The sequence below is a fragment of the Pseudomonas sp. NPDC087639 genome (assembly GCF_044743385.1).
Classification (GTDB): Bacteria; Pseudomonadota; Gammaproteobacteria; order Pseudomonadales; family Pseudomonadaceae; genus Aquipseudomonas.
This window is the reverse complement of record NZ_JBIUWI010000038.1, coordinates 19,978-37,286: the sequence shown is the minus strand read 5'-3', so window position 1 is coordinate 37,286 and position 17,309 is coordinate 19,978. Positions and strand designations below refer to the sequence as shown.

The window sequence follows — 17,309 nt, the reverse complement described above, 5'->3', positions numbered from 1 at the left end:
TGGCAGGAGAGTAGCGCAGTCAGAATCAAGCTTCATCGTCCATCCCCGGTTGCGCCTGCAACGGCAGGTGCAAGGTGATGCAGGTGCCGCGCCCGTCGATGCCGTCGGCGACACTGATGCGCCCGCCGTGAGCGCCGACCATGCCCTGACAGATCGCCAGCCCCAGACCGGTGCCCTGGCCGCCGCGATCGCCCCGTGCAGCGGTGTAGAACATGTCGAAAATCTTCGCCCGCTCGTCTTCCGGAATCCCGGGGCCTTCATCGCTGACCGAGAAGAAAATCTCTTCGTCATTGGCACCTGCGCTCAGTTCCAAGCGCCCGTGGGCGGGTGAGAAGCGCGCGGCGTTTTCCAGCACATTGACCAGCGCCTGCTCGATCAACGCCGCATGCACGAACAGCAACGGCAACTCCGCCGGCACATCGGTAGTGACCTGCAACGGCGCCAGCACCGCGCGCAGACGATTGAGCGAACTGCCAACGATGTCGGCTGGCGACACCCAGTCCCGCGCCAGCTTCAGCGCGCCGTGGCCGAGGCGAGTCATGTCGAGCAGGTTCTGGATGTAGCGGTCGAGGCGCTCGGCTTCATCGCGGGTGCCTTCGAGCAGTTCACGACGATCCTCCAGCGGGATCGCTTCGCCCAAGGCCAACAGGCTGTCGATGCTGCCGCGCATCGACGTCAGCGGCGTGCGCAAATCATGGGATACCGAGGCCAGCAAGGCGCTGCGCAATTGCTCGGTTTCGCCGTGCAGGCGCGCAGCCTCCAGATCATCCGCCAGTTGCGCACGGGCCAGCGCTTGCGCCAACGGCTGACTCAACGCCGTGAGCAAGCGACGGCGCTGGCCGCTCAAGGTCTGGCCTTCTTTGGCGCAGACGCCGAGCAAGGCCAACGGCCCGTCCTCGACGGAAAGCGGCCACCACCACCAACGCCCGAACGGCAAGGTGCCGGTGCCCATGCCGGCCGGTTGATCGTGCTGCCAGGCCCAATCAGCGGCAGCACGTTCAGACTCGGTGAACTCCAGCGGCCCGCCGGTCTCGACTTTCCAGCCGCCCTGCCCGTCGCGGTTGAGCAGGCACAGCTGCAAATCGCTCCAGCCGTTGAGGTGTTGCGCAGCGGCGCTGACCACGGCTTGGCGGTCGGTGGCGGCAGTGAGTTTGCGCGACAGATCGAGCAGTTCGGTGGTCTCTTCCTGAGTATCGCGCAGCGCCTGCAACTGCCGGCGCTGACGTGCCGCGAGGTTACCGGTGAGCGCCGCCATCAGCAGGAAGAACAGCAAGGTCAGCACGTCTTCTTCACGCTGGATGGCGAAGGAAAAATTCGGCGGGATGAACAAAAAGTCGTAGGTCAGAAACGACAACGCCGCACACGCCAGCGCCGGGCCGAGGCTGCTGCGCACCGCCACCAGCAACACCGCCGCGAGGAACACCAGCGAGATGTTCGGCAGCGGTAACACACTCGACACCGCCCACGCCAAAGCGGTGGCCAACAACGTGGCGACCAGCGCCAGCGCATAGTCGAACCACACCAGCGTCGGCGCTGATCGTTGGCGCGGCTGATGCTGCTCTTGATCGCTGTCGAGGACGTTGATTTCCAGACCGTGGGCCTGACGCAGCAACCGTGCAGCCAGACCGCCACCGAACAGGCGACGACGCAGACCCGGCCGGGATTGCCCGACCAGCACCAGACTCGCGCGACGTTCGGCGGCATGCTGGATCAGGGTTTTTGCCACCTCACCGGCGCGCAGCAACACCACTTCGCCGCCAAGGCGCTCGGCCAGTTGCTGGGCGCTTTGCAGGCGCAGACGCGATTGCTCGTCGCGCACCGTGCCGTTGTCGACGTGTACCAGACTCCACGGCAGATGGCGCCGTTGGGCAACGCGACTGGCGTGACGCACCAGGCGCTCGGCGTGGGCATCGCCATCAACCCCGACCAGCAAACGACCGCGCACGGCTGGCGCGGCTTGGCCGAGTTGGCGATAGCCTTGGGCGAGGTCGTTATCGACTTGCGCCGCCGCGGTTTGCATGGCCAGCTCGCGCAGTGCGGTGAGGTTGGTCTGGGTGAAAAATGCATCGATGGCCGCCCGGGCCTGCTCCGGCACGTAGACCTTGCCTTCGCGCAGACGCTCTAGCAGTTCGCGCGGCGGCAGGTCGATCAGCAGCAGTTCGTAGGCTTCTTGCAGCACCCAGTCCGGCAGGGTTTCGCGTACTTGCACGCCGGTAATGCCGCGCACTTGATCGTTGAGGCTTTCCAGATGCTGGACGTTGACGGTGGTGAACACGTCGATGCCAGCGGCGAGCAGTTCCTGAATATCTTGCCAACGTTTGGCGTGACGGCTGCCGGGGGCGTTGCTGTGGGCCAGTTCATCAACCAGCACCAGTTTTGGCTTGGCGGCGAGGATGCCGTCGAGGTCCATTTCTTCAAGCATCACGCCACGGTATTCCGAGCGCACCAACGGCTGCTGCGGCAGACCGCCGAGCAGTGCTTCGGTCTCGGCACGGCCATGGGTTTCGACGACACCAGCAATGACTTTCACGCCTTGGCGCAGTTGGGTGTGCGCGGCCTGGAGCATGGCGTAGGTCTTGCCGACGCCGGGCGCGGCACCGAGGAAAACCTTGAGCCGGCCACGGCCGTCGCGGGACAGGTCTGCTAACAGCGCGTCGGCGCGGCCGGAATCGCTCATGCTTGATGCTCTCTCTTCCTGATAGTTATGCGGTGTTCTTTCGGCCCTCTTCGCGAGCAGGCTCGCTCCCACATTTGGAACGCGTACAGCTGTGGGAGCGAGCCTGCTCGCGAATGGCCGCGCCGCCGATTCAGAGTTTTTCCAGTGCCATGTTCAGCTCCAGCACATTCACCACTGGCGGCCCTACCAGCGGCTGTTCGATATGTGCATCAAGCAACTGCTGCACGGTCGACACCGGCAGATTGCGTGCGGCTGCAACTCGCGCCAGTTGATAGGCAATTGCCGCCGGTGGCAAGTGCGGATCGAGGCCGCTGCCGGAGGTGGTCAGCAACGCCAACGGCACCGGGCCTTGCCCAGGAACTTGCAGTTTGTTGGCTTCGTCGATCACTCGCGTGGCGAGTGCCGGGTTGCTTGGCGCCAGGTTGCTTGCGCTGCTGGACACGGTAGCAAATGCGCCCGCCGAAGGACGCGGATGGAACCACGCATCGCCGACGAAATCCTGTGCGATCAGGGATGAGCCGCGGACTTTGCCGGCGGCGTCCTGGACCAGACTGCCATTGGCTTGAGCGGGGAACGCGACTTGCGCGACGCCAGTGACTACCAGTGGGTAGGCGACGCCGGTGACCAGGGTCATCAGCACCAGCAGGCTCAGGGCCGGACGTATCATTGTGGACATTTCAAAATCCTCTAATTCGTTGGGCAAACTTTTGCGGGGTGTCAGGGAAATCTTTCCCCCTCACCCCAGCCCTCTCCCCCAGGGGAGCGAGGGGGAAAGGGAGCCGATCTTTTTTCAGTTCAAAACCTGAGTTCGGCTCGATTTTTCAGGTCGGTGTACCTCAAACATTCAACTCGATCAGTCCCCTCTCCCCCTGGGAGAGGGTTAGGGTGAGGGGCTCTTCACAGCCTCAAACCAGATGCAACGCCGTGAGCAACATATCGATCGCCTTGATACCCACGAACGGCACCAGAATCCCGCCCACGCCATAGATCAACAGATTACGGCGCAACAACGCCGCCGCACTCGCCGCCTGCACTCGCACACCGCGCAGGGCCAATGGAATCAGCACCACGATGATCAAAGCGTTGAACACAATGGCCGACAGAATCGCGCTCTGCGGACTGGTCAACTGCATGATGTTCAGCACGCCCAGTTGCGGATAAATCGAGGCGAACAGCGCTGGCAGGATCGCGAAGTATTTGGCCACGTCGTTGGCGATGGAAAAGGTCGTCAGCGCACCGCGAGTCACCAGCAATTCCTTGCCGATCTGCACCACGTCCAGCAGCTTGGTCGGGTCGCTGTCGAGATCGACCATGTTGGCTGCTTCACGCGCGGCCTGTGTGCCGTCGTTCATCGCCATACCGACGTCAGCCTGAGCCAGTGCCGGGGCGTCGTTGGCGCCGTCGCCGCACATGGCGACCAGGCGACCGTCGTTTTGCTCGTGACGAATACGGGCGAGTTTTTTCTCCGGGGTCGCTTCAGCCAGCACGTCATCCACGCCTGCTTCAGCGGCGATGGCGGCAGCGGTCAGCGGGTTGTCGCCGGTAACCATTACCGTGCGAATCCCCAGCTTGCGCAGTTCGGCAAAACGCTCGCGAATACCAGGTTTCACCACGTCCTTGAGGTGGATCGCACCGAGCAGTTTGCCGTCGACGCAGACCAGCAACGGTGTGCCACCGCTCTGGGCGATCTTGTCGATTTCTCGCGACAACGCCGGGGCGAGATCGGAGCGTTTTTGGCCGATGAAACTCAGCAGCGAATCCACTGCACCTTTGCGATAAACGCGGCCCTGATAGTCGACACCGGACAAGCGGGTTTCAGCGCTGAACGGCACGGCAGTCAGGGTTTCCGGCGACGGCTCGGGCTGCGGATGCAGACCGCGCAGGTACTCGACGATCGACTTACCCTCAGCAGTATCGTCAGCCAGCGAGGCGAACAGCGCCCCCTCGGCCAAATCGCGACCACTGACGCCCGGCGCGGCATACACCGCGCTGCAACGACGGTTACCGAAAGTGATGGTGCCGGTCTTGTCGAGCAGCAGCACGTGCACGTCACCCGCCGCCTCTACTGCACGGCCAGACTTGGCGATCACGTTCAGGCGCACCAGACGATCCATCCCGGCGATACCGATCGCCGAGAGCAGACCGCCAATGGTGGTCGGAATCAGCGTGACCAACAGCGCCACCAGGAACACCAGCGGCAGGCTGCCGTTGGCGAAGCGGGCGAACGGTTGCAGGGTCACGACCACGACTAGGAAGATCAGGGTCAGGCCGATCAGCAGGATGTCCAGCGCGACTTCGTTTGGGGTCTTTTGGCGCTTGGCACCTTCGACCAGCGCGATCATGCGGTCGAGGGTCGACTCACCGGGGTTGGCGGTGATCTTCACCAGCAGCCAGTCCGACACCAGTCGAGTGTTACCCGTGACCGCAGAACGGTCGCCGCCGGACTCGCGAATCACCGGTGCCGATTCACCGGTTATCGCCGCTTCGTTGACCGCCGCGATGCCTTCAATGACTTCGCCGTCACCGGGGATCATCTCCCCCGCTTCGACGCGCACCACATCGCCTTTGCGCAGACTAGTGGCGGGCACGACCTGAAAGCTGCCATTGGCCTGTTTGCGTCGTGCGCTCAAGCCTTCGCTGCCAGCCTTGAGGCTGTCGGCGCGGGCCTTGCCGCGACCTTCGGCCAGTGCCTCGGCGAAGTTGGCGAACAACACGGTGAACCACAGCCACAGAGCGATTTGCGCGGCGACGAACGTCGGCACATCAGCGTCCGGAATGAAGCACAGCACGGTGGTGAAGATCGCGGTCAGTTCGACCACCAGCATCACCGGCGAACGCTTGAGCTGCCGTGGGTCGAGCTTGACGAACGCTTGCACCAGCGCCGGGCGCCACAGTGCCGAGATCGCGGTTTTCGCTTGTTCCGGTGCTTTTGCAGCAGCGGGTTTGATTGCAGGCATATTCATGATGCAGCTCCTAAATAGAGAGGCTTAGAAGCCCATGCTCAAGTGTTCGGCGATAGGGCCGAGCGCCAGAGTCGGCAGGAAAGTCAGGCCGCCCACCAGCAAAATGGTCACGGTCAACAGGGTCACGAACAGCGGGCCGTGAGTCGGGAAGCTGTTCTGGCCGATCGGTGCGGTTTTCTTCATCGCCAGGCTGCCGGCCAATGCCAGAACCGGGAGGATGTAACCGAAGCGACCGATCAACATACCCAGACCGAGCATCAGGTTGTGGAACGGTGTGTTCGCACTCAGACCACCGAACGCCGAACCGTTGTTGGCACTGGCCGAGGTGTAGGCGTACAGCAACTGACTGAAACCGTGCGGGCCAGGGTTGCTGATGGTCGCTGCCGGGCCTGGCAGGACAGCGGCAATCGCGCCGAGCACCAGTACGCCAACCGGCATCACAAGCAGGGTCACCACCAGCAATTGCACTTCCCGCGCCTGCAGTTTCTTGCCCAGATATTCAGGTGTGCGGCCGATCATCAGGCCGGCGAGGAACACCGCGATCAACACGTTGAGCAACATGCCGTAGAGCCCGGCACCGACGCCACCGAAGATCACTTCGCCAACCATCATGTTGACCAGCGCGACCATGCCGCTGAGCGGGTTGAGGCTGTCATGCATGGCGTTGACCGAGCCGTTCGACGCCGCAGTGGTGGTCACCGACCACAACACGGTGGCGGTGGTGCCAAAGCGCGCTTCCTTGCCTTCCAGCGGCGCGGTCTGTTCGACGGCGGCGTTGTTAAGGGTCGGATTCGGTTGATATTCGGCCCACAGAGAGGTCGCGCCGCCAATCAGGAACAGCGCCAACATGCAGGCGATGATCGCGCGGCTCTGACGCAAGTCTTTGACGTAGTGGCCGAAGGTGAACACCAGCGCGACCGGGATCAGGATGATCGAAGCGACTTCGAACAGGTTGCTCCACGCAGTCGGGTTCTCGAACGGGTGCGCCGAGTTCACGCCGAAGAAGCCACCACCGTTGGTGCCCAATTGCTTGATCGCAATCTGGCTGGCGGCCGGGCCGAGCGGAATCACCTGATCAACACCCTGCATGGTCACAGCGTTCACATACTGAGCGAAGGTTTGCGGCACGCCCTGCCAGACCAGATACAGCGCCAGCAGCAAGCACAGCGGCAGCAGGCCGTAGAGGGTGGCACGGGTCATGTCGACCCAGAAGTTGCCAAGGGTCTTGGTCGACTTGCGACCGATACCACGGCACAGCGCAACCAGTACGGCGAGGCCAGTGGCGGCGCTGACGAAGTTCTGCACGGTGAGGCCGACCATTTGGCTCAGGTAGCTGAGGGTCGCTTCACCACTGTAGGACTGCCAGTTGGTATTGGTCATAAAGCTGACCGCGGTGTTGAACGCCTGGGTCCACTCCTGGCCCGGCAGGTTCTGCGGGTTCAGCGGCAAGTGATCCTGGAACAACAGAATCGCGAACAGCAGCAGGAAACCGGCGAGGTTGAACGCCAACAGCGCCAGCGTGTATTTCTGCCAGCTCTGCTCAGCCTGCGCATCGACACCGGCGATGCGATAGCAACCGCGCTCGACCGGGCCGAGAATCGGCGTCAGCCAGGTGCGCTGACCTTCCATCACTTTGTAGTAGAAGCGCCCGAGGAACGGCGCCGGCAACAGAACCACCGCGAAAAACGCGAGGATCAGCCAATAATCATAACTGTGCATAGCCGCTCCTAGTTCCGATCCGCGCGCAACAGCGCAACCAACAGATAAATGAACAGCCCCACTGCCAATAGCAGTGACACCCCGTCCAGAACGCTCATGGAAGATCTCCGTGTTACGGCGTATTGCCGCGTGTGGAGGCATTGTCGGAAAGGAGGCTGTAAAGGAACGAGACCGAGGGGTGTGGCGGGGCATAAAGAAAGCGTAAAGAGTGGGTTTATGCGGGCTTTACGGGCGATTTATGCGGTGTTTGGGCTGGCCTCTTCGCGAGCACGCTCGCTCCCACAGGGGGAACGCATTTCATAATGTGGGAGCGAGCCTGCTCTCGAAGGCGGCGGCGCAGACAACATCGCACTCAACTGGCGCACAAAACCCATGCATCCACCGCCAATCATCCCCCCTGCGACAGCTTTGAACTCATTACGACTTGTTTCAGCGCGATGGCACGCCCACTGCACACGCCCTCCCCCGAGCTTTCCAAACCGTTCAGGGAGCAAACGCATGAACACACAACTCAAACCCACGCTGGGCACGCTGCACCTGTGGGGCATCGCCGTGGGGCTGGTGATTTCCGGGGAATACTTCGGCTGGAGTTACGGCTGGGGCGTGGCCGGAACGCTGGGTTTCCTGGTGACCTCGTTCATGGTCGCGACCATGTACACCTGTTTTATCTTCAGCTTCACCGAACTGACGACCGCGATTCCTCACGCGGGCGGGCCGTTTGCCTACAGCCGTCGTGCGTTCGGGGAAAAAGGTGGATTGATCGCCGGGCTGGCGACGCTGATCGAATTTGTCTTCGCACCACCGGCAATTGCCTTGGCCATCGGCGCCTACTTAAATGTGCAGTTTCCGGCCCTCGATCCGAAACACGCAGCAGTCGGTGCGTATATCGTCTTTATGGGATTGAACATCCTTGGGGTGAAACTGGCGGCAACCTTCGAGTTGATCGTCTGCGTGCTCGCCGTCGCCGAACTGCTGGTGTTCATGGGCGTCGTCGCACCAGCCTTCAGCTTCAGCAACTTCGCGCTCAATGGCTGGGCCGGTTCGGATGTGTTCGGGGCACCCGCAATTGCCGGGATGTTCGCCGCGATTCCGTTTGCGATCTGGTTTTTCCTGGCGATTGAAGGCGCAGCGATGGCTGCCGAAGAAGCCAAGGATCCGAAACGCACGATTCCCAAGGCTTACATCAGCGGCATCCTGACCCTGGTGCTGCTGGCTATGGGCGTGATGTTCTTTGCCGGTGGCGTCGGCGACTGGCGCACCCTGGCGAACATCAACGATCCCCTGCCGCAAGCCATGAAAACCGTGGTCGGCGACAACTCCGGCTGGCTGCACATGCTGGTCTGGATTGGTCTGTTCGGCCTCGTGGCGAGTTTCCACGGCATCATCCTCGGCTATTCGCGCCAGTTCTTCGCCCTCGCCCGCGCCGGTTATCTGCCCGCTTCGCTGGCCAAGCTGTCGCGCTTCCAGACACCGCACCGGGCGATCATCGTCGGCGGCATCATCGGCATTGCCGCGATCTACAGCGACGGCCTGATCAACCTCGGCGGCATGACCCTCACTGCCGCGATGATCACCATGGCGGTATTCGGCGCAATCGTGATGTACATCATGAGCATGCTCAGCCTGTTCAAACTGCGTAAATCCGAGCCGAATCTGGAGCGCACCTTTCGCGCACCGTGCTACCCGCTGGTGCCGATGATTGCACTGGTGCTGGCGGTGGTGTGCCTGGTGGCGATGGCGTGGTTCAATGCGTTGATCGGGCTGATATTTCTAGGCTTCATGGCGGTCGGTTTTGGCTACTTCATGCTCACCGGGCAACTACGCGCCAACGCGCCAGCCGATGCGATGCTGACCGGGCGTTAAGGGACTTCGGGTGCACAGGGCATAACGGGCCTAGAATGGAACCACTGCGAAGCCGCTTCGCTCAAATGTGGTATGCAGCATCGCACGGCGAAATCCTCGTCCGTCGATCTGCCATTAAGGAGAGCCGTTATGCCTTGGTATGCTTGGTTGATTCTGGTTGTTGCAATCGGCTCGATCGTTGGCGGATTGATGATGTTGCGAGACACCGCCAACAAGGTCGAACTGACCGATGAAGAACGTAAGCGCGTTGCGCAACGCAACTCGGAAATGGATGCAAAAGAAGCACAAGATCGTTAACAAAAACCCCGCCTGATTGGCGGGGTTTGTTTTTCAGATCCGTATCGGCGTTTCCGCACGCTTTTTAGAAGTAGAAGTACAGTCACCATTTAATTTTCCTTGGTTAAGATGGCGGCATTGTTGCGGAGAGTTCCCGATGCGTTACTCGCAGGATCATAAAGCCCAGACCCATCAGCGCATTATCAAGGAAGCGTCGGCACGATTTCGCAAGGACGGGATCGGTGCAACCGGACTGCAGCCTTTGATGAAAGCCCTGGGACTGACCCATGGCGGCTTTTATTCGCACTTCAAATCCAAAGACGAGTTGGTCGAAAAAGCACTGCAAGAGGCAAGCGATCAAGTCGATGGGTTATGCGCTGAAATTTTTGCGCAGGACAATCCGTTGCAGGTGTTTATCGACACCTACCTGTCAGAATGGCATCAGACATCCCCTCATGAAGGCTGCCCCCTGCTGACCATTTCCTCGGAGCTGGGACTGCGCGGACAACCCAGTCCAACCAGCGACGCCGTACTCAACGCGCGACTGAGCCAGATCGAGAACACCCTGCAAAGTGACAACAGCGCCGACCGAGCCATCGTTATCATGTCGACTTTAGTTGGCGCTCTGTTACTGTCGCGCAGTGTCGCGGATGCCGGGTTTGCGCAGCGCATTCTCGACATCACCCGCGACCATCTCAAGCAAGCAGAAGGCTAAGCCTGCCATCGCTTGAACAACACGCTGGCATTCACCCCACCAAAGCCAAAGCCGTTGGACAATGCATATTCGATCGGCATTGATCGGGCCCGGCCATGGACGATGTCCACGCCTTCACTCGCAGGATCGGGGTTGTCGAAGTTGAGCGTCGGCGGTACCACCTGATCACGTATCGCCAACAGCGTGAAGATCGCTTCGAGCCCGCCGGCAGCGCCGAGCAGATGACCGGTAGCGGATTTGGTCGAGGTCACGGCGATTTTGTTCTGCGAGCCGAACACACTTTTGATTGCTGCCAGCTCGCCAAGATCACCCACCGGTGTGGAAGTGGCATGAGCGTTCAGGTGCTGCACCTGATCCGGCGCGATACCGGCCTGCGCCAAGGCCAACTCCATTGCACGCCGTGCACCGCTGCCATCTTCAGGGCCGGCGGTCAGATGATAGGCGTCGGCGGTGGTGCCGTAACCGACCAGTTCGGCCAAGGGTTTCGCACCGCGTGCCAAGGCGTGTTCCAGAGACTCGATCACCAGCAGGCCCGCGCCTTCGCCCATGACAAAGCCGTCACGACCGCTGTCGAATGGACGTGAGGCGCGCTCCGGGGTGTCGTTATAGCCGCTGGACAGAGCTCGTGCCGCGGCGAAACCCGCAAGACTGACCCGGTCAATCGCAGCTTCCGCACCACCGCACACGGCGATATCCGCTTCACCAGCCCGAATCATTCGTGCAGCGTCGCCAATCGCCTGAACCCCGGCGGCGCAGGCAGTTACCGGCGCGCCCAATGGACCTTTGAGGCCGTGCTGAATCGACACGTGACCGGCTGCCAGATTGACCAGAAAGGATGGAATGGTAAACGGCGACAGACGGCGGGGGCCGCGACTGTCAGTCGTGCGAACGGCGTCGGCTATGGCACCAAAGCCGCCGACACCGGAACCGATGATCGTCGCTGTGCGCTCCTGATCCCTACCCTCTTTTGGATGCCAACCGGCCTGCTCCAGCGCCTGTCGGGCCGCCTCCATGGCAAACATGATGAAGCGGTCCATCTTCTTCTGTTCTTTGGGTGGCGTGGCCCGATCAGGATCGAACCCCGCCTCGGCATCGTCTTCCAGGGTTGGCACCGCACCACCGATTTTTGCCGGCAAATCAGCGACCACCGCATCCGGCAAGCTGCGCAATCCCGAACGCCCGGCGAGCAAACGCTGCCAAACGACTTCGACGCCGCTGCCCAAAGGTGATACCAGGCCCATGCCCGTGACGACTACTCGACGCTGATCCATACCGCGTATACCTCTCACCGATTCAGAAGAACTTATTTGTAACGACTGGCTGCCGAACTGCGCGACAGATTCGGTGCCATCACGTGACGCGCTGCGACAAACGCATGCCACTCGTCTGCATCCGGCAAGGAAGGGATGGTAATGAGTTCGCCTTGATCCAGACCGGCCAGCGCTGCATCCACCATCTCGCCGGCCTCCATCACCATGTCTGCCGGGATGCCGCTGGCGTCGATACCGGAGCGCTCCCAGATTTCCGTGCGGGTGACGCCGGGCAGTACCGCTTGCACCTTGACCCCTGTGCCGTCGAGTTCGGCATTCAGCGATTGGGTGAGGCTCAACACGTAAGCTTTGCTGGCGCTGTAAGTGGCATTGAAGCGCTCAGGAAACAGCGCCACCACCGAGGCGATGTTGATGATCGTGCCGCGACCAGCCTTGGCGAAACTCGCCGCAGCGGCCGATGCCAGTCGGGTGACCGTGGTGACATTGAGCTGGATCAAACGCTCCAGATTCTCCAGATCGGCGTTGGCCAACAGACCGTCAGCCGCAACACCTGCGTTGTTGACCAACAGGCTGATGCTCGAGTCACTGCGCAGGCGTTGCTCCAGTTTGAGCACGTCATCTTTCTGCGTCAGATCCGCCTTCATCACTTCGACCTGAACGCCATGAGCCTCGCGCAAATGGCTCGCGGCGTTTTCCAGGCGTTCCAGATCACGGGCGACCAACAACAGATCGAACCCACGCGCTGCCAACCGCTCAGCGTAAATCGCACCGATACCGGAAGATGCACCCGTGACAAGAGCCGTACCTTGGGCTGCAACCGAATTCATGACCGTACTCCTGAAATGCTTGAGGGATCGCCTCTGAATCCTTTTGATGCAGAGCGCGTGGAAATTATTATAGGCATAATCCAAAGCCAATATGATAGCCGTAATTTTTTGCTATCCGACGAGCGTCCCCTTCGCCTTCCCTGCCAAACTCGCGAACAGAAAAACAAAAAGGCCGGTCAATGACCGGCCCCTTGGCGTTGAACAATCAGCTTAGTTCACTTCCAGCTTATCGCGATTGCGATCCAGGATCGCCTTGCCGATCCCCTTCACTTCCAGCAACTCATCGACCGAGGAGAACGGCCCGTTTGTTTCGCGATACGTAACAATCGCTTTGGCCTTGGCCTCACCTACGCCTGACAGTTCCTTTTGCAGCGTCGCCGAGTCGGCTTCGTTGAGATCGATTTTTGCAGTCTGGGAAGATACCGCAGCGTCCATCACGATCGGCGCCTTCACTGGCTCCGACGGCGCAACGGGCGCTGCAATCGCAGCAATCGAGGCACTGGTGAGGAAGGCAAAAACCAAGGAGTAGAAGTAACCGGTACGCATAAGTGACGCTCCATCATCATTTGAGAAAGCAGCTTTTCCGAAGCTGCTCCTCAAAAGTAGGTGATGGTTGGCGCATGTCAAAAATGCGTGCGTTACAGGATGTGAAACAATCAGGGTTCGAGACGTCGCTGTTGATAGATCCAGTCGACGATCTCGCCATCGGGGGTGTAGCCGCTGACGGTTTCTCGGAGGAGTTGGCGGACGCGGGAATAATCGTCTTTCTCGACGGCTAGCAGCAGTTCGCCCAACCGGACCTTGAGAACGTCCCATGAGAGGTGATCTTCATTGGCCGACATGATCATCGGATGCGGCGTGGCCGACACGTTATCGCCGATCAACAGCTCCTCGTAAAGTTTCTCTCCAGGACGCAAACCAGTGAACTTAACGGAAATATCACCGTGCGGATTACGCTCTGATCGGATACTCAAGCCTGAGAGATGGATCATCTTCTCTGCCAGTTCGACGATTTTTACGGGTTCTCCCATGTCCAGAACAAATACATCGCCGCCTTGCCCCATCGAACCTGCCTGGATGACCAATTGTGCTGCTTCCGGGATCGTCATGAAGTAGCGGGTGATTTTCGGGTGAGTGACCGTCAGCGGGCCGCCAGACTTTATCTGACTGTGGAATAGTGGAATTACGGAACCAGAAGAGCCCAAAACGTTACCGAATCGGACCATGGTAAAACGGGTTTTGTTGACTCGAGAGATATTGGCCTTATCACCGAACAATACCGGAGCAATCTCCCGACTGAGCGCCTGCAGCGTCAATTCGGCAAGCCGTTTAGTACTGCCCATGACATTGGTAGGACGCACTGCTTTGTCGGTGGAGATCAGGACGAAGTTTGCGACACCCGACTGTAGCGCAGCCTGAGCCGTGTTGAGTGTACCAATAACATTGTTCAGCACGCCCTCGGCAATGTTGTGCTCAACCATCGGAACATGTTTATAAGCTGCCGCGTGGTAGACCGTGTCCACTTTCCAGGTCTTCATCACGTCCAGCAGCTTCTCCTGATGACGAATGGACCCCAGAATCGGCAGCAATTGAACATCCACTGATTCCCGGCATCCCCGCTGTTCCAGTTCCGAAAGGATGCTGTAAAGATTGAATTCACTGTGCTCAAATAAAAGCAATGTGGTTGGCCCGAGCAAAAAAATCTGTCGGCACAACTCTGAACCTATGGACCCCCCCGCACCTGTGACCATAACGGTCTTTCCCTTGATACAACGCTCAAGCAGATCAGGCTGTGCCGGTACAGCATCCCGTCCCAACAAATCAGCGATGTCAACCTCCTGAATGTCTTCGACTTTTACTCGACCACTGGCCAGATCGGTAAAGTTTGGAACGCTGCGGACATGCAGAGGAAAACCTTCAAGCAAATTCAGGATCTCCCGACGTCGCGCCCGGGTCGACGATGGTAGCGCGAGCAAGATTTCCTGGGCCCCCGTGACATCGATCATTTGCTGAATGTGTTTAGGCTTGTAGACCTGAAGCCCGGAGATGGAGCGATCCGCAATACTTGCATCATCATCGATAAAGGCCACAGGACGCATCACACGGCCCATGCGAAGTGCAGCAACCAACTGATTACCGGCAACACCCGCGCCATAGATCGCGACCTTGGTCAGGCCATCGTCGCGGCTGGTGAATGGGACATGTTTGGCTGCTGTGAACCAGTCCCCCATGAAATACTGGCGCATGCATAACCGCAGCCCACCGATGATGACCAGACTTAACCACCAATAATTGAAGATGATGGAACGCGGCACCACAGTTTTGTGATTGCTGTACCAGAAGACCACCAAAGCGAGGAGAAGCGCTGACAGGCTGACTGCTTTGATGATAGCGATCAGCGCATCATTCCCGAAATAACGCATCACGGCGCGATACATGCCGAATCGAATGAACAAAGGGATGGAGATCAGCGGCGCACTGATAAAAAGCCAGAGGTGCGTCTCGATGGGCTGAGTGACGTTTTCGATTCCCAACCGAACCACAAACGATCCCCAGAGCGATATCCATACCAGAAAGACGTCCATGATTACCTGAATCAGACGTTTTCTTTGGCGAGGCATTCCAAGCAGGAATATTCGCATCTTATCCATTAACCATCCGTCCATTCATATCGATTACTCCAAAGGAAGCAGCAATTACGCACCGTCAAGTATCATCTTTGACAAGTCAACTGACACCTTCGTGCGAAACCGAAAAAAGCCATCACCAAAAGCCGTATTAAAACGCAAAAAACTAGAGATTAAACCTGCCGGACAGATAAAATGCACGCCCTGTGCGCATCCCGTTTCCCGCTCTGGATTCCATGAGCGATATCATGAGGCCACCAACCTGTTTTTTAACCACTGCTAACGCAATTTCTAACTCAAAACGTGAGGACGCATGGAGCAGCAAACGCCCCGAACCGGTCAAACAGGTTCTGACCTACCCGTTGAAGCCCCGATGAAATCGCTCTCTCAGTGTAAAGTCGCAATTCTGATGTGTACGTACAATGGACAAGCCTATCTCAAGGAGCAGATCGATTCGCTCATAGCGCAGACCCATCAAAACTGGACGCTGTACATATCCGATGATGGCTCCACCGACGGAACACTTGCGTTATTGAAAAACTATCAGGAACTGATCGATTCACAACGTATTCATTTATTCAGCGGCCCTCGCGCCGGATTTGCTGAAAACTTCATGTCATTGGTACGCAACTCGAACATACGTGCAGACTTCTATGCTTTCAGTGATCAGGACGATATCTGGTTCGATAACAAGCTGTATAGAAGTATCCGACATTTGGAAAAACTACCTTCCCACTTGCCGGCGCTGTACTGCTCACGTACACGTTTGATTGACGAAGACAGAAAAATTACTGGGTTTTCTCCAGCATTCACGAAGCCCCCTGAATTTCAGAACGCATTGATTCAGAGTATTGCGGGCGCTAATACCATGCTGCTGAATAATGCAGCCCGCGATCTTTTGAGAAAAGTGCCTGACACCACAACTATCGTGGCACACGACTGGCTGAGTTATCTGCTGATAACGGCTTGTGGAGGGCATGTCATATATGACTTGAAGCCTACTCTCGATTATCGACAGCACAGCGCAAACGTCATCGGTGCCAATTCTGGCCTGATGGAACGACTGAGCCGAGTGGGCAAGTTAATCGACGGTCGCTTCAGAAGCTGGAGCGACTACAATCTCCAGACCCTTGAAGCCGTAAAGAATGAATTGACTTCGGCGAATAGCCAAACCCTGCAGAATTTTCGTCAGGGTCGCCTCAGCCCATTCATTCAACGGCTTCGCCTCATGAAAAGATCGGGAATATACCGTCAGTCAGTACTGGGTAATATCAGCCTAATCATTGCAATCTTTCTGAACAAAATCTGATCAAACCCGCTGAGTTGATAACGTACGCTCTACTGACTTTTTGATTCAAATTTTGCAATGATGTAGCGACACAGACGCAGGTAATAAAGAGTTCTGGTTCTCAGACGTCCCAGGATTTTTTTACCCAGCGCGTGGTACGGGGCCACAAAGAAAAGATCTCGCATAACAGCAACCACACTCAACTTGCCGGCTTGGTCCTCTCCGGAGTCAAGCTGGGTCAAGAGTGTAGGCCTGACATGGCGCTGCCTGATTTCCCGGACGAGTTCATCACGGCTGATAAATCCGCTGGCGACGGCCCGTCTCAAACACGCCATCCAGACGTGACCATTCTTGTTTTCGAGCGACACCCAAGGCTGGGTGTTCATATCCGTATAATGCAGCAATGCAGTCTCTCCCTCCCTGAAGTGTTCCAGAGAGTTCCAGATCACCGGGACCGAGTAGCCGATCTTTTGGGCAACAGTCATCTCGAACATAAGCGTTCGATATTCAAGTTTGCCGCTATCCAGATCGGAAACGATGTCCTCAATCCTCCAGTTGAGTCGCTCGCAATCCAGAACCATCACACTGAACTGCGGACGACGCCCTTCGCCCCCGCTTGCGACGGTCAACAAGTCATTATCGGAGAATGGCTGATTCCATAACCCCTCGATATCCTCAAAAACCTGCATGTCCGCATCCATGTAAATAGCGCGGCCATTGAACTGACACAGTTCAGGTATGAGAAAGCGCTGAAAGGAAAACGGCGTACGTGCTCTGTTTTCCATACCTTTGGGCTGTGGAATCTCGCGCTTGTGGCTGTAAATCGCAGACAACTCGACTGGCAACGAAGTACGCTCCCGGATCGAAAACTCCAGAACCCGCATTGGCAGCCACTCGGCCGGAGTCGCGGCAACAAAGACACGAACAGGTGAAGTTGCACCATATGTATTCAGTGGCTCACTTTGTTCATCGGCCCGTAAATTCATTTTCGTCCCCAACCCGACTTCAAATCGGCAAATTCTTTATTGAGCCAGCCATTCGGATATCAAACACTGGCCCGTCAAGCACACAGCCTGTAAATTA

At 58.4% G+C, this 17,309-nt stretch carries 14 protein-coding genes; 4 read left to right on the top strand and 10 right to left on the bottom strand.

Going from position 1 to position 17,309, the window contains the following annotated elements:
* Nucleotides 1-25: 25 nt before the first annotated feature.
* From ACIOVB_RS16875 to kdpF, 5 genes are all read right to left on the bottom strand, one after another.
* Nucleotides 26-2,677 (bottom strand): DUF4118 domain-containing protein, encoded by a 2,652-nt coding sequence (locus ACIOVB_RS16875; protein WP_401269570.1) that lies wholly within the window; start codon nucleotides 2,675-2,677, stop codon nucleotides 26-28.
* A 130-nt stretch (nucleotides 2,678-2,807) separates the two neighbouring features.
* Nucleotides 2,808-3,353, bottom strand: a complete 546-nt coding sequence (kdpC, locus tag ACIOVB_RS16870; RefSeq protein WP_401269568.1) for a potassium-transporting ATPase subunit KdpC — start codon at nucleotides 3,351-3,353, stop codon at nucleotides 2,808-2,810.
* A 229-nt stretch (nucleotides 3,354-3,582) separates the two neighbouring features.
* Complete coding sequence (kdpB, locus tag ACIOVB_RS16865) at nucleotides 3,583-5,640, bottom strand: potassium-transporting ATPase subunit KdpB (protein ID WP_401269564.1); 2,058 nt, start codon at nucleotides 5,638-5,640, stop codon at nucleotides 3,583-3,585.
* A 24-nt stretch (nucleotides 5,641-5,664) separates the two neighbouring features.
* Nucleotides 5,665-7,359, bottom strand: coding sequence for a potassium-transporting ATPase subunit KdpA (gene kdpA / locus ACIOVB_RS16860; RefSeq protein WP_401269561.1), 1,695 nt, complete (start codon nucleotides 7,357-7,359; stop codon nucleotides 5,665-5,667).
* Between the two features lie 8 nt (nucleotides 7,360-7,367).
* Nucleotides 7,368-7,457, bottom strand: a complete 90-nt coding sequence (kdpF, locus tag ACIOVB_RS16855) for a K(+)-transporting ATPase subunit F (protein WP_007899818.1) — start codon at nucleotides 7,455-7,457, stop codon at nucleotides 7,368-7,370.
* Between the two features lie 400 nt (nucleotides 7,458-7,857).
* Here kdpF and eat point away from each other — a divergent pair, with 400 nt between their 5' ends.
* From eat to ACIOVB_RS16840, 3 genes are all read left to right on the top strand, one after another.
* Nucleotides 7,858-9,222 carry an ethanolamine permease gene (gene eat, locus ACIOVB_RS16850; RefSeq protein ID WP_401269558.1) on the top strand — a complete coding sequence of 455 codons (1,365 nt, stop codon included), beginning with the start codon at nucleotides 7,858-7,860 and terminating at the stop codon, nucleotides 9,220-9,222.
* 129 nt (nucleotides 9,223-9,351) lie between these two features.
* The gene (locus tag ACIOVB_RS16845) at nucleotides 9,352-9,519 is read left to right on the top strand and encodes a DUF2897 family protein (RefSeq protein WP_401269557.1); all 168 of its coding nucleotides are present in this window, start codon (nucleotides 9,352-9,354) and stop codon (nucleotides 9,517-9,519) included.
* Nucleotides 9,520-9,655: 136 nt separating this feature from the next.
* Nucleotides 9,656-10,213 (top strand): TetR/AcrR family transcriptional regulator, encoded by a 558-nt coding sequence (locus ACIOVB_RS16840; RefSeq protein WP_401269597.1) that lies wholly within the window; start codon nucleotides 9,656-9,658, stop codon nucleotides 10,211-10,213.
* Here ACIOVB_RS16840 and fabF read toward each other — a convergent pair.
* The 4 genes from fabF to ACIOVB_RS16820 form a co-directional block, all read right to left on the bottom strand.
* Nucleotides 10,210-11,484 carry a beta-ketoacyl-ACP synthase II gene (gene fabF / locus ACIOVB_RS16835; protein ID WP_401269555.1) on the bottom strand — a complete coding sequence of 425 codons (1,275 nt, stop codon included), beginning with the start codon at nucleotides 11,482-11,484 and terminating at the stop codon, nucleotides 10,210-10,212. The two genes, ACIOVB_RS16840 and fabF, sit on opposite strands and share 4 nt — an antisense overlap.
* Before the next feature lie 32 nt (nucleotides 11,485-11,516).
* The gene (locus ACIOVB_RS16830) at nucleotides 11,517-12,311 is read right to left on the bottom strand and encodes an SDR family NAD(P)-dependent oxidoreductase (protein WP_401269552.1); all 795 of its coding nucleotides are present in this window, start codon (nucleotides 12,309-12,311) and stop codon (nucleotides 11,517-11,519) included.
* Nucleotides 12,312-12,521: 210 nt separating this feature from the next.
* Complete coding sequence (locus ACIOVB_RS16825; RefSeq protein WP_401269549.1) at nucleotides 12,522-12,857, bottom strand: ComEA family DNA-binding protein; 336 nt, start codon at nucleotides 12,855-12,857, stop codon at nucleotides 12,522-12,524.
* Nucleotides 12,858-12,967: 110 nt separating this feature from the next.
* A complete protein-coding gene (locus ACIOVB_RS16820; protein ID WP_401269546.1) occupies nucleotides 12,968-14,977 on the bottom strand; it encodes a polysaccharide biosynthesis protein in 2,010 nt (669 codons plus the stop codon).
* 274 nt (nucleotides 14,978-15,251) lie between these two features.
* On the opposite strand from ACIOVB_RS16820, the gene ACIOVB_RS16815 reads away from it, so the two are divergent.
* Complete coding sequence (locus ACIOVB_RS16815; protein ID WP_401269544.1) at nucleotides 15,252-16,247, top strand: glycosyltransferase family 2 protein; 996 nt, start codon at nucleotides 15,252-15,254, stop codon at nucleotides 16,245-16,247.
* Between the two features lie 29 nt (nucleotides 16,248-16,276).
* Here ACIOVB_RS16815 and ACIOVB_RS16810 read toward each other — a convergent pair whose 3' ends face one another.
* Nucleotides 16,277-17,212 carry a glycosyltransferase gene (locus ACIOVB_RS16810; RefSeq protein ID WP_401269541.1) on the bottom strand — a complete coding sequence of 312 codons (936 nt, stop codon included), beginning with the start codon at nucleotides 17,210-17,212 and terminating at the stop codon, nucleotides 16,277-16,279.
* Nucleotides 17,213-17,309 lie beyond the last annotated feature (97 nt).

Excerpts from the sequence above, each read along its gene's own strand:
- kdpB (WP_401269564.1), bottom strand. The coding sequence starts at position 5,640 with ATGAATATGCCTGCAATCAAACCCGCTGCTGCAAAAGCACCGGAACAA.
- ACIOVB_RS16820 (WP_401269546.1), bottom strand. The coding sequence starts at position 14,977 with ATGGACGGATGGTTAATGGATAAGATGCGAATATTCCTGCTTGGAATG.
- ACIOVB_RS16845 (WP_401269557.1), top strand. The coding sequence starts at position 9,352 with ATGCCTTGGTATGCTTGGTTGATTCTGGTTGTTGCAATCGGCTCGATC.
- ACIOVB_RS16840 (WP_401269597.1), top strand. The coding sequence starts at position 9,656 with ATGCGTTACTCGCAGGATCATAAAGCCCAGACCCATCAGCGCATTATC.
- kdpA (WP_401269561.1), bottom strand. The coding sequence starts at position 7,359 with ATGCACAGTTATGATTATTGGCTGATCCTCGCGTTTTTCGCGGTGGTT.
- kdpC (WP_401269568.1), bottom strand. The coding sequence starts at position 3,353 with ATGTCCACAATGATACGTCCGGCCCTGAGCCTGCTGGTGCTGATGACC.
- fabF (WP_401269555.1), bottom strand. The coding sequence starts at position 11,484 with ATGGATCAGCGTCGAGTAGTCGTCACGGGCATGGGCCTGGTATCACCT.
- ACIOVB_RS16810 (WP_401269541.1), bottom strand. The coding sequence starts at position 17,212 with ATGAATTTACGGGCCGATGAACAAAGTGAGCCACTGAATACATATGGT.
- kdpF (WP_007899818.1), bottom strand. The coding sequence starts at position 7,457 with ATGAGCGTTCTGGACGGGGTGTCACTGCTATTGGCAGTGGGGCTGTTC.
- ACIOVB_RS16875 (WP_401269570.1), bottom strand. The coding sequence starts at position 2,677 with ATGAGCGATTCCGGCCGCGCCGACGCGCTGTTAGCAGACCTGTCCCGC.
- ACIOVB_RS16830 (WP_401269552.1), bottom strand. The coding sequence starts at position 12,311 with ATGAATTCGGTTGCAGCCCAAGGTACGGCTCTTGTCACGGGTGCATCT.
- eat (WP_401269558.1), top strand. The coding sequence starts at position 7,858 with ATGAACACACAACTCAAACCCACGCTGGGCACGCTGCACCTGTGGGGC.
- ACIOVB_RS16815 (WP_401269544.1), top strand. The coding sequence starts at position 15,252 with ATGGAGCAGCAAACGCCCCGAACCGGTCAAACAGGTTCTGACCTACCC.
- ACIOVB_RS16825 (WP_401269549.1), bottom strand. The coding sequence starts at position 12,857 with ATGCGTACCGGTTACTTCTACTCCTTGGTTTTTGCCTTCCTCACCAGT.